This is a genomic window from Shimia sp. (genome assembly GCF_039969785.1).
Lineage (GTDB): Bacteria > Pseudomonadota > Alphaproteobacteria > Rhodobacterales > Rhodobacteraceae > Shimia.
Genome location: NZ_JBDVNC010000046.1, coordinates 44509 through 57085, shown reverse-complemented (window position 1 = coordinate 57085; position 12577 = coordinate 44509). Strand labels below are relative to the sequence as shown.

Below are 12577 nucleotides of genomic sequence, written 5' to 3'. Positions count from 1 at the left end.
GATATGGCACGTATTTTAGGCGGCATCACGACATCCCATATTCCGGCAGTCGGAAACGCCATTCAAAACAATTTGCAGGACGATCCGTATTGGAAACCGTTTTTCGACGGCTATCCAAAGGTACATCAGTGGATCAAAGACAATAAGCCGGACTATGTGATCAACATCTATAATGATCACGGTCTTGGGTTCTTTTTGGACCGGATGCCGACATTCGCGATCGGGGCGGCCCATGAATATCGCAACGAAGACGAGGGCTGGGGCCTGCCGTCATTGGATCCGTTTCCCGGCGCGCCCGAGCTGAGCTGGCACATCATTGAAAGTATGGTGGCGGATGAATTTGACATTACGTCATGCCAGGAGTTGGCCGTGGATCATGGGTTTGTCGTACCGATGCAGCTGTTCTGGCCTGGTGCACCCGACAATGCTGACATGCCGCGCGCGGTACCGATTTCCGCAAACACTGTGCAGCATCCCATTCCAACGCTGAAACGCGCGTTGGATTTCGGCAAAGCTCTAGGCAGGGCGATCCAATCATTCCCCGAGGACTCAACGGTTGTGGTGTTGGGCACAGGTGGATTGTCGCATCAACTTGACGGCGCGCGAGCTGGTCATATTAACAGGGAGTTTGACGAATACTGCCTTAAGAACATCGTGCACAATCCCGAAGAACTGACCAAAATCTCACGGATGGAGCTGGTCGAAAAGGCTGGTGCGCAGGGCACCGAGTTCCTGATGTGGATGATGATGCGGGGTGCGTTGGGGGATAATGTGACCGAGCTGACGCGCAATTATCATATCCCGATTTCAAACACCGCTGCGGGGACATTGCTTTTGGAATGCGGGGCCTAGGCTTCGGGGGCGGCGTCTGACAAAGCCCGCGCTCTGAAATTTCGCGGAGCCAGACCCGTGGCGCGCGAAAAGACCCGGCTGAAATAGGCCGGGTCTTCGAACCCCAATGCATAGGCAATCGTTGAAACTGGTAGGTTTGTATAAACAAGATTGCGCCGTGCCTCGCGGATCAAACGTTCTTCGATCAGGCGCGTTGCAGGGCGACCGGTTGCTGCGCGGGTCACGCGGCTCAGATGTGTTGGGCTGACAGACAGGGCGGCAGCATATTCTGCGACGGTCCAGTGCAAAAGGTATTTGTCTTCTATCAAAGTTTCGAACCGGCTGAGCAATTCCGGTTTTTGTGACGCTTCGGGCGCGGATCCCGAATGGAAGAGCGATTGTGCGATCTGTCCAATCAAAAGCGCACATAAGGCGCGCAACACATGCGCGCGGGCAAAGTCGCGGCCGGCAAAGCAGATGGCGATTGATTGCATGGTTGAGGCGATGTCGCTGGATGCCGTTTGAACAGTGGGCTGGTTCAGTATTTGGCCAAGCCCTTTGGAGTGTCGGAGCGTGTCATCCAGTATTTCAGCGGCCAACGTGATGACCAATCCGCGCGTTCCCGGTTCAAATGAGAATCCGTGCACAATTCCAACGGGAACGTTAACAATTGAGGCGGGCGGAATTGGGTGGTTTCGACCATCCAGAGACACTTTTCCGCGACCCTTTTCCAAGATCAATACCTGATGCAACCGTGCGTGGCGATGAGGAGAAAACTCCCAATCGTGCAGACGCGACCGGGCTTCGATTGTTTCGCAATGAACCACATCAGGCAGATCGCCGGACTCTCCGAACAGGTTGTAATTCAGAATGGTGTTTTCCGAAGTATTCATGTTCGAAATGTACAAGTTTTTGGCAATCCAGTCCATTCAAACTGTTCGCATAATATCTGATCCTTACACATCGTCAGAGGGAGAGCGAGACATGAAAACCCAAGTTTGCATCATTGGAGGCGGTCCGTCGGGGCTGATGTTGTCGCAACTATTGCATCTTAAGGGCATCGACACCGTCGTTTTGGAGCGCCAAAGCCGCGCATATGTGCTGGGCCGCATTCGGGCGGGCGTTTTGGAACATGGTTTTGCCGAACTGATGCGCGAGGCCCAATGTGGCGAGCGCATGGACAATGAGGGCGAAATTCACGGTGGGTTTCATATCTCTAACAATGGCGACATGAAACGCGTGGACATTAACAAGTATTCCGGCGGGAATTCGGTTGTTGTGTATGGTCAAACCGAATTGACCAGAGACCTGTACGAGGCGCGCGACAGGATGAACGGGATCGTCATCCACAATGTGGAAGACGTGAAATTACATGACCTTAAGGCGGAAAAACCGCATGTGACGTATCGTGATGGTGACGATATTATACGCATTGATTGCGACTATGTGATCGGTGCGGATGGGTTTCACGGTCCAAGCCGAAAATCGATCCCTTCGGATGTGTTGAAGGAATATGAAAAGGTATATCCGTTTGGCTGGCTGGGTGTTCTGAGCCGAACCAAACCGGTGAGCGACGAATTGATTTACGCCAAGCATGATCGTGGATTTGCACTGTGTTCGCTGCGCAGTCAGGTGCTGAGCCGCTATTACATTCAGGTCCCGCTGAGCGATACGGTCGAAGACTGGTCTGACGATGAATTCTGGACCGAACTACGTCGCCGTCTGCCGCAAGAGGTTGCTGACAAGCTGGAAACCGGGCCGTCGATTGAAAAGTCGATTGCGCCATTGCGTAGTTTTGTGGCTGAACCGATGCGCTATGGCAATTTGTTCCTGGCTGGTGACGCCGCGCATATTGTGCCACCCACGGGTGCACGTGGTCTGAATTCGGCCGCGTCTGACATCTACTATCTCTATCACGCGATGCTTGGGCATTATCTGAAGGGCGACGATTCAGGCTTGGAAGCCTATTCGCAAAAGGCGTTAGCGCGGGTGTGGAAGGCGCAGCGGTTTAGTTGGTGGATGACATCGATGCTGCACACTTTCCCGGACAACATTGAATATGATCGCCGGTTGCAAGAGATCGAGATGGAGTATCTGTTTTCCTCAGAAGCCGCGATGAGCTCGCTTGCCGAAAACTATGTTGGCCTGCCATTTTGATGTGGCTTGGGGTCAGTCCTGCTGACCCCAGTTCGCATCCTGCATCTCGCGCAGGCGGCTTCCGGTGCGTTCAAATTCGAACGTGCCTTCGCCTTCGACATACAGCATTTCCGGTTGCGCAGCGGCAGAGCAGATCAAGCGCACCTTTGCCTCGTAGAGGGCATCGATCAACGTCACAAACCGTTTCGCTTCGTTGAAATTATGGCGTGATAATTGCGGAATATCTTCCAATATCAGTACTTTGACGGCATTCGCGATGGCCAGATAATCCCCAGCGCCCAGCATCTTGCCACATAGGTCAAAGAACGTAGCCCGCGCGACACCGTTGCGAAAGGCGGGCAATTCGACCTTTCGACCCTTGACGGTCAGCACCAAAGGCTCGGCATCACCGCCTGAAAGATCAGTCCAGATTGCGCGAATTTGCGCGCGCGCTTCGGTTCCGGCCTGAACGAAATAGACCTGATTTCCAGACAATCGATTCTGGCGGTAATCATTCGGGCTGACCAGTTCCCACAGGCACATTCGTTCTTTGATGAGTTCTATGAAAGGCAGGAAAAGCTGACGGTTCAGACCGTCCTTGTAAAGATCATCCGGCACACGGTTGGACGTGGTCACGACCACCGTACCAGCCTCAAACAGATACTCAAACAACCGTCCGACAATCATCGCATCCGTGATGTCGGTGATCTGCATTTCATCAAAAGCAAGTACCCGCACACTTTCGATAACACTTTGCGCAATGGGTTGAATCGCATCTTCGACGCCTTGTTTGCGGGCCTCGTGCATCGCCTCGTGGATTTCCTGCATGAAGGCATGGAAATGAACCCGCCGGACCGGGACATCCAGCGTTTCGACAAACATATCCATCAGCATGGACTTGCCGCGTCCAACGCCACCCCAGATATAGAGTCCCCGAACCGGTTCAGGGGTCGATTTTCGGAACCAGCCCTTTTTGACGGGCTTGTCCAGCTCTTCGCGGATGCGTTCGAACTGGGGCATTACTGCCTCTTGGGCGTCATCAAACTGAAGCTCGCCTGCGAGGATCTTGTCTTGATATAATTCCGGAAGAGTTCGCATATCAACGTGTTAGACGATACGCGCGCCAGAAGGAAGATCGTTTGGGTCATCGCAGTTTGTCATGTGATGATGAACAAATGCTGAATTGACCGAAATTCTGCGACAGGTCATTCTGAACCTGCGGAACAGGAGCGACGGATGCAGCAGAAAACATCAATTTTTACACCTGTTCTGGTGGTCGGATGCATCATCATTTTGGTGTCCTTTGGCATCCGCTCGACGTTTGGAGTGTTTCAAATTCCGATTGCGCAGGAGTTTGGATGGTTGCGCAGTGAATTCTCTATGGCGATTGCGATTCAGAATCTCGCATGGGGGATTGGGCAGCCGATTTTTGGTGCGATGGCCGAGAAACTTGGTGATCGTCGGGCGATTGTTCTGGGGGCAATTACCTATGCGGCCGGGTTGGTGTTGTCATCAATGGCTGTGCGCCCCGAGGCACATCAACTCTATGAAATTCTTGTAGGTTTCGGGATCGCCGGAACGGGGCTCGGGGTGATTTTGGCCGTGGTTGGCCGGGCGAGCACAGACGAAAACCGATCCATGTCTTTGGCGATTGTAACCGTGGCCGGGTCTGTGGGGCAGATTTTTGGACCACCTCTGGCCGAGTGGATGTTGTCGTTCACCAGTTGGCAAAACACGTTCCTTGTGTTCGCAGCGGCGGTGCTGACGACCCTGCTGCTCTTGCCGCTGATGCGTGCACCCGCGGTTAACAAGGCCCAGCTGGAAGAGAGCATGGGCAAGATCCTGATGCGCGCCTTTCGCGATCCGTCTTATACATTGATATTTTTGGGATTTTTCAGCTGTGGCTATCAGCTTGGTTTTATTACCGCGCATTTTCCGGCGCTGATCACCGAGGCCTGCGCGGCGATTGACCCGTCCAGTATGCTGGCGAGCGTCGGGGTTTCCACAACTTCGGCGCTGGGGGCGGTGGCGATTTCGGTAATTGGCTTAGCAAACATTGTCGGGACGCTGACCGCTGGTTGGGCGGGCAAGCGGTTCCAGAAAAAGTATTTGTTGGCAGGGATTTATACCGGTCGCACCGTGGCGTCGATTGTCTTTATCCTTCTGCCGATCACACCTTTAAGCGTGGTTATTTTTTCAGCTGCAATGGGGTCAATGTGGCTGGCGACTGTGCCGCTGACCTCGGGGTTGGTCGCGCATCTTTATGGGCTGCGATTTATGGGCACGCTTTATGGCATTGTTTTCTTTAGCCATCAGCTGGGCAGTTTTCTCGGCGTCTGGTTGGGCGGGCGTATGTATGATCTTTACGGTGACTATACTGCGGTCTGGTGGATTGGTATTGCTGTCGGGGCCTTTAGCGCCATTGTGCACCTGCCAATCCGCGAAATCCGGACGGATCACGTTGCGGCGTAATGACTGTTAAGTGTTTGGATTAGTGCGAAAACCGATGTCGGTATTACGTCGGTTTTACATCTGCATCGCGTCAGTGGTGATGCGGCACACCTTGGATTAACCTTTTGCCGCTATCCTGGGCCAGCGTTCCAGCGGTCGAGGATAAATCGGGACGTCATCAGGTCCAGATGAGCGCCACCGCCATTTTTGAAAATGGTGATCTCGTCATCGCTTTGACGCTGAAAGGCGGCGAGGTTGTAGTAATCCGCCAGAATGTGGTCACGCGTGATGGCGCCAGAGGCAAGAGGAATTTTTAGCTCGCCTATGTGATCCAGTGTGGTGTCAAAGCTGTCCACAAAGACGCGCGCCCGTTGCAGCGCGGTGTCGTCGGTTTCCCGCATGTCGGGGCGGTAGGCGCCGATCAGGTCGACATGTTGACCGGGACGTAGCCATTCGCCCTTTAGGGTCGGTGTGGTGGACATGGTGGCACATGTGATGATGTCCGCCTGTGCAACCGCGTCGGGAAGGGTGGGAGCAACCTGAAGGTCTGGAATTTCGGCGGCCATCTGTTGTGCGTTGGCCGCAGTTCGGTTCCACACGGTAAAACGCGCCTGTGGAAAGGCGGCAGAGTATGCTGCGTGCAGATTGCGCCCAACGGTGCCTGCGCCGACGATCAGGATATTGCGGCTGTCTGGTCGCGCCAGACGACGGGCCGCAAGCAAGCTGTCACCGGCCGTTTTCCATTTGGTGACGAGATGGAAATCCAACAAAGCCTCAAGTCGGCCATGCGCATCGTCAAACAAGGTCATGGCTCCGTGAACCATCGGCACATCCTGGGCCGGATTACCGGGAAATATCGTGGCGGATTTTACACCAATGCCTAGCCCGTCGATCCAGGCCTGTCGTTGGAGAAGAGTATCCTTACCGCGATAGAGAAACGTGTCAGAAATTTCTGCCTTGGGTAGGGTATGACCCGCAGCAAACGCGTCTGTCAGACCCAGCCAGTCGAGATTTTCCTGACCCTCTTGGAATGGGATTATCGTTGTCATGCCGCGTCCTCCTTGCTTAGCAAGCCTTCGGCGACCAAACGGTCAGCCCAACCTTGGGGATGTTCAAACTGATGTACCTGCCAGCCTCGATCTGCGGCGGCTGCGATGTTTTCCGGGCGGTCATCGGCAAACAGCAAACGTTCAGGTGCGATCCCGCAATCCTGTTCAACATGCGCATAAATTGCCGGATCAGGCTTGACCAGCTTAAGGCGGCCCGAGACGTATTCGCGATCGAATTCCTTCAGGAATGGAAAGGCTTGTTGCGAGATTGGAAAATTATCGTGGCCGAAATTCGTCAGGGTAAAAACCGGCACGCCAGATCGTTTCAGAGCATAAAGAAGACGCACCGAATGATCGATCGCGGGGGCTGCAAGGTCATTCCAGTTGTCGTTCCACATGCGCAATTCTTCCTGCCATTCGGGGTAGCGCGGGAGCAGGCTTTGGATCAGACCCGGCAAGGACGCGCCAATGTCGATCTGGAGATGATGGGTGTGCATGTCGGTGGCGGCAAAAAAAGCTTTACGGCGGGCCTCGCCTATGGTGCGGTCGTAGAAATTCTCGGGTTGCCATTCGATCAGAACGTTGCCGATGTCGAAAATGACGGCGTCGATGCGGGTCATGTGGGGTCTCTTGAGCAATGTCTTTAGACGGGAAACCTAGACGGGATTATGGTGGTTTGAAACCCGTTGTATGAAGCCCCGGTCAGCGCCGGGTGCGTGGGCGGTTTGGCTGGGTTGGCTGGCGGGTGCGCGCTTCGCGCCAGAAAACAAACAGCCCCGCGCCGATGATCAGGACCATACCAACCCAGGTGGATGGCTCGGGCCATTCACCAAAAACCAAAACGCCAAATATGACGGCCATTGGCATGGCGGCGTATTCCAGCGGGGCAATCAAACTGGCTTCGCTGATCCGGTAGGCCTGACTGATGAAAAATCCGCCTCCGGCGCTGGAGACGCCCAGCAGAATGAGCAGGGGCCAGTCCATGCTGGCGGGCCAGACCCAGCCGCGCAGAAGAAAGCCGATCATGGCGCCGCCCTGTTCGGCAAAATCGCCATGACCCAATGTAATCCCAACGCAGCTGCTGACCAGAATAAAGACGATTTGGATATAGACCGCCATTGTGGCCGCGCTTTCAGTGTCGCCGATTTTGCGGGTCAGGATGTGTAGTGTGCCATAGGCAAAGGCTGCCAGAAACGGCAGAAGCAGGGCGACGTTGAAGGCGCCCGCACCGGGGCTGATCATGATCAGCACACCAACCATCCCGGCGGCGACAGCAATCAGGCGACGTGGCCCAATGTGTTCGCGCAAAAATATGGCGGACATGGCGGTGATGATCAGGGGGGAGACAAAGAACACCGCCACCGCGTCGGCCAGTGGTAAGACCGACAGGCCAAGAAAGAAGGTGGTGTTGGCAAAGACCACACAAGCCCCACGTATCAGATGCATGCCAATACGTCTGGTCCGCAGGACCCTAAAGCCGCCGCCGAGCGGGACAATCAGCACCAGCAATACGGACAGGCCGACCAGCGAGCGCACCAGCACAATTTCGTGCAGCGCGTAGTCACCAGATAAAAATTTGATGGTGACATCGTTGATCGAGAAGAAAAACGTGGCCACGAGAGCCGAGAAAGGGCCCAGCGGAATGCGATTGGTCATCGCGGCAGTTGAACCGCCATGTTGGGGCGGGTCTAGTGGAAAAACGACAACGGGATGAAAAAGGCGGGGCTGCCCCCTCGGGTCACGCCCACCCGCCCACCCCATGCCCCGACGGGGCAGGAGAAAGCGGTGTTGGCGTGTTGATTGTGGCAGAGTTTGTGAGGGGTTAGGGTGTGGATTTGGCAAGTATCAACACCAGAGCATAAGGCGCGGTTTCAATGGTAGTATATGCAAAAACAACTGCGGATGTCGCGGCGTGTTGGGAAGAAAATGCCCAAACATGGACCCGGCTATCGCGGGCTGGCCATGATGTGTATCGCGACAAACAGAACACCCCGGTTTTTCTGGCGAGCTTGCCGGAAATCAAAGGTTTACGGGGGCTGGATGTTGGGTGCGGAGAAGGCAGCAATACGCGTGAACTGGCGCGAATGGGCGCGCGGATTGATGCGATAGATGTGGCGCCGACATTTGTTGCACACGCCAACGCGACCGAACAGCAGGACCCGCTGGGGATCATGTATAGGGTCGGGGATGCGACGGCTTTGCCGTTTGATCAGGCGACATTTGATTTCGCGACGTCATTTATGTGTATGATGGATATTGCCGATGCCGCGCGCGCGGTTTCCGAGATCTTTCGGGTGATCCGGCCCGGCGGGTTTTTTCAGTTCTCCATTCTGCATCCGTGCTTTGCGCCACCGTCCCGCACCAATCTGCGCGATGAAAACGGAGTGGTGCGTGCGGTTGAGCTGGCGGATTATTTTGTTGAGAATGACGGAACTGTTGAAGAGTGGACCTTTGGCAGCGCGCGTCGCGCCGGAGAGGACATTCCGGCACTGTTCCGTGTGCCGCGTTTTCACCGTACTTTATCGGGCTGGGTGATGATGTTGATTGCCAGAGGATTTGTCATTGAACATGTCGCAGAGCCGATGGCGTCAGAAGAGGATGCGCGGAGCTGGCCCGACATTGCCGATACACGTGTGGTGCCGTTATTTCTGCATATCAGGGTCCGCAAGCCTGCCCTGTAAGACGGTCTGGAGCCGTCAACCAACCCGCAACGCAGCCCGGATTTCCCGTTCGAGCGCGTCCAGAAACCTAGAGCGATCAGCCTTGGTAAATCCTTTGCCGCCGCCCTGACGAAATGGATCTGCGGCGCGCAGGTCGGTCATCAGGTCGCGCATGGCCAATGCGTTGCCGACATTGGCTGCGGTCAAAGCCTCGCCATTGGGTTTTAACACCTGCGCCCCGGCCTCCACACATTTGGCGGCCAGCGGAATATCCGAAGTGATAACGATGTCACCGGGGCCGACGCGGTCGGCAATCCACATGTCGGCCACGTCGGGGCCGTCTGGCACAATGACGTTTTGCACCAGCGGGTTGCTCGATGGGCGTAACCCGCCATTAGAGACCACATGCATGATCACCTTGTGGCGGGTGGCGACCCGTTCGGATTCAGCCCGGACGGGACATGCATCGGCATCAACATAAACGGCTGTCATGATCAGTCGCGATACAATGCTTCGGCGTGAAAGGCGACGTGGTCTTCGATGAAGCTGGAAACAAAGAAATAGCTGTGGTCGTAGCCCTTTTGTAAACGCAGAGTTGCTTCCTGACGACGTTCGGCTGCAGCGGCGGCAAATGCCTCGGGGCGCAATAGATCGATGAACTGATCCTGTGTGCCGGTGTCGACCAGAATGGGGCCGTCAAAACCATTTTCGCGCATCAGATGAGTGCTGTCATGTGCGGACCATGTTGACTGGTCATCGCCCAGATAGGCCGCCAGTTGTTTTTGTCCCCAGTCTGAGGCGGTCGGGTTGGCGATTGGCGCAAATGCCGAGACCGAGCGGAACCGTCCGGGCAGGGACATGGCCAGCGTCAACGCACCGTGCCCACCCATCGAGTGGCCGGTGATGGATTGGCGGGTCATGTCGAGCGCAAAGTTTTCCTGTAGCAGTGAGGGCAGGTCTTCTGCGATATAGTCCCACATGTTGTAATTCCCGGCCCAGGGGGATTGCGTGGCGTTCACGTAGAACCCGGCGCCTTTGCCAAGATCGTAAGCGTCGTCATCGGCCACGGTGTCTCCGCGCGGAGAGGTGTCTGGGAATACCAGCGCGATGCCTTGTTCGGCGGCCCATTGCTGAGCCCCGGCTTTGACCATGGCGTTTTCATGGGTGCAGGTCAGGCCAGAGAGATACCAGAGTACGGGCACGCGGCCGTATTGTGCTTCTTCCGGGAGGAACAGTCCAAATGTCATTTTGCAGCGGCAGCTGTGCGAAATGTGGTTATAGACGCCCTGTACCCCGCCAAAGGCGCGATTTTCGGATACGGTTTCCATGGACTTCTCCCTGTCGATAGTCTGGTCAGGCGCTCACGATGTCAGAGTTGGCTGACCCATGCAATTACAAGTGAGACGGTTGCGACGCTTATCACCGTTGAAAACAGAATTGCGGCTGAGGCACGGTGTGGCGCGACGCCGTAATGCTGGGCCAGAATGAACACGTTGCCCGCCACGGGCAGCGCTGCGGCGGATATGACCACGCTTGCCGAATAGGGGTCGATTGGGAATAGGATCAGCACGCCAATCGCGACAAACAGCGGATGCAGGGCCAGTTTGCAAAAGCTGAGCCAAAGCGCGACATGCACGCGTTCTGCGGATTTGCTGGCCAGCGACGCGCCGATGGCAAAGAGCGCACCGGGCGTGGCTGCGCCACCAAGAATGCCAAGAAATTCGTTCATTGGTGCGGGGATCGGGATTTCCAGCGCGGACCAGATCAGGCCCGAGGAGATAGCGACGATCATTGGATTGCGGACCAGTCCCAGGCCGACGGTGCGCAATATCCCGAGGCTCATTCGGCCATCCCGTGCACCGGTGATCAGCACGACGATGAGGCTGGAAAACACAATAAGATCAACGGCCAGCACGAGGATGACGGGGCCGATGGCCTGTTCGCCCAGCAAAAGCACCAACATTGGCGCGCCGAGAAAACCGACATTGCCAATAACGGCGCATTGCGCCTCCATTGCGGCCGTTGGGATGTCGAGTTTTCGCAACAGCGCCACACCTGTGGCAATGCCGTAAACGACGCCCGTGCCCCAGAGGTACGCACCGACAAGGGTCCAGTTCAGCACCTCAGACAAGCTGAGGTTGGCGGCAAAGCGGAACAACATAGCCGACAGAGCAAAGTAGAAGACGAATTTGGTGAGATAGGCGGTTGCTTCTTGACTGAAAAACCGGGTGCGCCCGGCCCAATAGCCAAGGCCGATCAGTGCGAAAAAGGGGACGGTTTTCAGAAAGACGGCCAGCATGGGTTCTTGGTAACACCTTTGAAGGGGCGGTCAATTGGAATGCGAACCCGAGCTGGCGGGGGGGTGAACAGCGTCAGCCCGAGCCGATCAGCGCACCGGCGGCAAAAACCAGCGCGCCACCCAGGACAACCTGAAAGGCCGCCCGCATAAACGGGGTTTCCATGAATTTGTTCTGTATCCACGCGATTGCCCAAAGCTCGATAAACACCACGATCAGCGCGATCACGGTGGCAGTCCAGAAATCGGTGATCAGGTAGGGGAGCGCGTGACCCAGACCGCCAACAGTGGTCATGATGCCAGAGGCAAAGCCGCGTTTGACGGGGCTGCCACGGCCCGAAAGTTCACCATCATCCGAGGCAGCCTCGGTAAAGCCCATCGAAATGCCCGCTCCGACAGATGCGGCGAGACCAACCAGAAAGGTGGTCCATGTGTCCTGGGTGGCAAAGGCGGTGGCAAAGATCGGGGCCAGTGTGGACACAGAACCGTCCATCAAACCGGCCAGCCCGGGCTGAACCCAGGTCAGGATAAACTGGCGCCGGGCCGTCGCATTTTCATCGGCCAACACATCTGCACCCAGATTGTCGGCTTCCAGCGTTTGTGCGGTATGTTGGTGGCCGGCCTCGGCGGCGGCGAGATCGCCCAGCAATTTGCGGGTATCCGCGTCGGATGTGCGTTTGGCGGCTGTCAGGTAAAACCGCTCTGCGTCCCGCTCCATCGCTTCGGCTTCGGTGCGGATGCGTTCGATGCCAAGGTTGGAGACCAACCAGATCGGACGGCGGGCATAGTACCCGGCCACGTGTTCGCGCCGGATCAGTGGGATGGTGTCGCCAAAGCGGCGAATGTGCAAATCTATCAGACGTTTGCGGTGTTGGTCCTCTTCGGCGGCCATGCCTTCGAACTTGGCGGCTGTGCCGGGAAACTCGGCGCGCAGCATGTCGGCATAGCTGCGGTAAATGCGTGCGTCATCCTCTTCTGACGCGATGGCCAGAGCAATGATTTCCTGTTCTGACAGGTCACGGAAGTGTTTGCGGTGGGTTAAGAAGCGCATGAGTCGGCCTTAGGTTCACGTTAAGTTCAGGCTATGGCGCACGATCAGCAATGACAACCGGATGGGGGCGCTTGCTGAAACTAAACCGTTCAGTTTATATTCA

General features: G+C 56.0%; 13 protein-coding genes. 4 read left to right on the top strand and 9 right to left on the bottom strand.

What is annotated here, in order from left to right:
• Positions 1–3: 3 nt before the first annotated feature.
• Positions 4–852, top strand: coding sequence for a class III extradiol dioxygenase family protein (locus ABJI08_RS20360; protein ID WP_348403691.1), 849 nt, complete (start codon positions 4–6; stop codon positions 850–852).
• On the opposite strand, the gene ABJI08_RS20355 is transcribed toward ABJI08_RS20360, so the two are convergent.
• Entirely contained in the window at positions 849–1724 is an 876-nt protein-coding gene (locus ABJI08_RS20355) for a helix-turn-helix domain-containing protein (protein WP_348403690.1), read from the bottom strand. The genes ABJI08_RS20360 and ABJI08_RS20355 overlap by 4 nt on opposite strands.
• A 91-nt stretch (positions 1725–1815) precedes the next feature.
• Between ABJI08_RS20355 and pobA the strand changes: the two genes are divergently transcribed.
• Positions 1816–2988 (top strand): 4-hydroxybenzoate 3-monooxygenase, encoded by a 1173-nt coding sequence (gene pobA, locus ABJI08_RS20350; protein ID WP_348403689.1) that lies wholly within the window; start codon positions 1816–1818, stop codon positions 2986–2988.
• A gap of 12 nt (positions 2989–3000) precedes the next feature.
• Here the strand turns inward: pobA and zapE are convergent, their stop codons facing one another.
• Entirely contained in the window at positions 3001–4065 is a 1065-nt protein-coding gene (gene zapE / locus ABJI08_RS20345; protein ID WP_348403688.1) for a cell division protein ZapE, read from the bottom strand.
• A gap of 138 nt (positions 4066–4203) precedes the next feature.
• Between zapE and ABJI08_RS20340 the strand changes: the two genes are divergently transcribed.
• On the top strand, positions 4204–5439 hold the full coding sequence (locus ABJI08_RS20340; RefSeq protein WP_348403687.1) for an MFS transporter: 1236 nt from the start codon (positions 4204–4206) through the stop codon (positions 5437–5439).
• A 110-nt stretch (positions 5440–5549) separates the two neighbouring features.
• On the opposite strand, the gene ABJI08_RS20335 is transcribed toward ABJI08_RS20340, so the two are convergent.
• The 3 genes from ABJI08_RS20335 to ABJI08_RS20325 all read right to left on the bottom strand — a co-directional run bounded on the left by ABJI08_RS20335 (position 5550) and on the right by ABJI08_RS20325 (position 8123).
• Positions 5550–6467 carry an ornithine cyclodeaminase gene (locus tag ABJI08_RS20335; protein WP_348403686.1) on the bottom strand — a complete coding sequence of 306 codons (918 nt, stop codon included), beginning with the start codon at positions 6465–6467 and terminating at the stop codon, positions 5550–5552.
• Positions 6464–7087: an HAD family phosphatase gene (locus ABJI08_RS20330; protein WP_348403685.1), complete on the bottom strand. Its 624-nt coding sequence runs from the start codon at positions 7085–7087 to the stop codon at positions 6464–6466. Before ABJI08_RS20330 ends, ABJI08_RS20335 begins: the two co-directional genes overlap by 4 nt.
• 82 nt (positions 7088–7169) lie before the next feature.
• A complete protein-coding gene (locus ABJI08_RS20325; protein ID WP_348403684.1) occupies positions 7170–8123 on the bottom strand; it encodes a DMT family transporter in 954 nt (317 codons plus the stop codon).
• Positions 8124–8341: 218 nt separating this feature from the next.
• Between ABJI08_RS20325 and ABJI08_RS20320 the strand changes: the two genes are divergently transcribed.
• Positions 8342–9148 (top strand): class I SAM-dependent methyltransferase, encoded by an 807-nt coding sequence (locus ABJI08_RS20320; RefSeq protein WP_348403683.1) that lies wholly within the window; start codon positions 8342–8344, stop codon positions 9146–9148.
• Positions 9149–9163: 15 nt separating this feature from the next.
• Here the strand turns inward: ABJI08_RS20320 and ABJI08_RS20315 are convergent, their stop codons facing one another.
• The 4 genes from ABJI08_RS20315 to mbfA form a co-directional block, all read right to left on the bottom strand.
• Positions 9164–9619 carry a YaiI/YqxD family protein gene (locus ABJI08_RS20315; protein WP_348403682.1) on the bottom strand — a complete coding sequence of 152 codons (456 nt, stop codon included), beginning with the start codon at positions 9617–9619 and terminating at the stop codon, positions 9164–9166.
• 2 nt (positions 9620–9621) lie between these two features.
• Positions 9622–10455 carry an S-formylglutathione hydrolase gene (fghA, locus tag ABJI08_RS20310; RefSeq protein ID WP_348403681.1) on the bottom strand — a complete coding sequence of 278 codons (834 nt, stop codon included), beginning with the start codon at positions 10453–10455 and terminating at the stop codon, positions 9622–9624.
• A 41-nt stretch (positions 10456–10496) separates the two neighbouring features.
• Entirely contained in the window at positions 10497–11426 is a 930-nt protein-coding gene (locus ABJI08_RS20305) for an AEC family transporter (RefSeq protein ID WP_348403680.1), read from the bottom strand.
• A gap of 73 nt (positions 11427–11499) precedes the next feature.
• Positions 11500–12474, bottom strand: a complete 975-nt coding sequence (gene mbfA, locus ABJI08_RS20300) for an iron exporter MbfA (protein ID WP_348403679.1) — start codon at positions 12472–12474, stop codon at positions 11500–11502.
• Positions 12475–12577 lie beyond the last annotated feature (103 nt).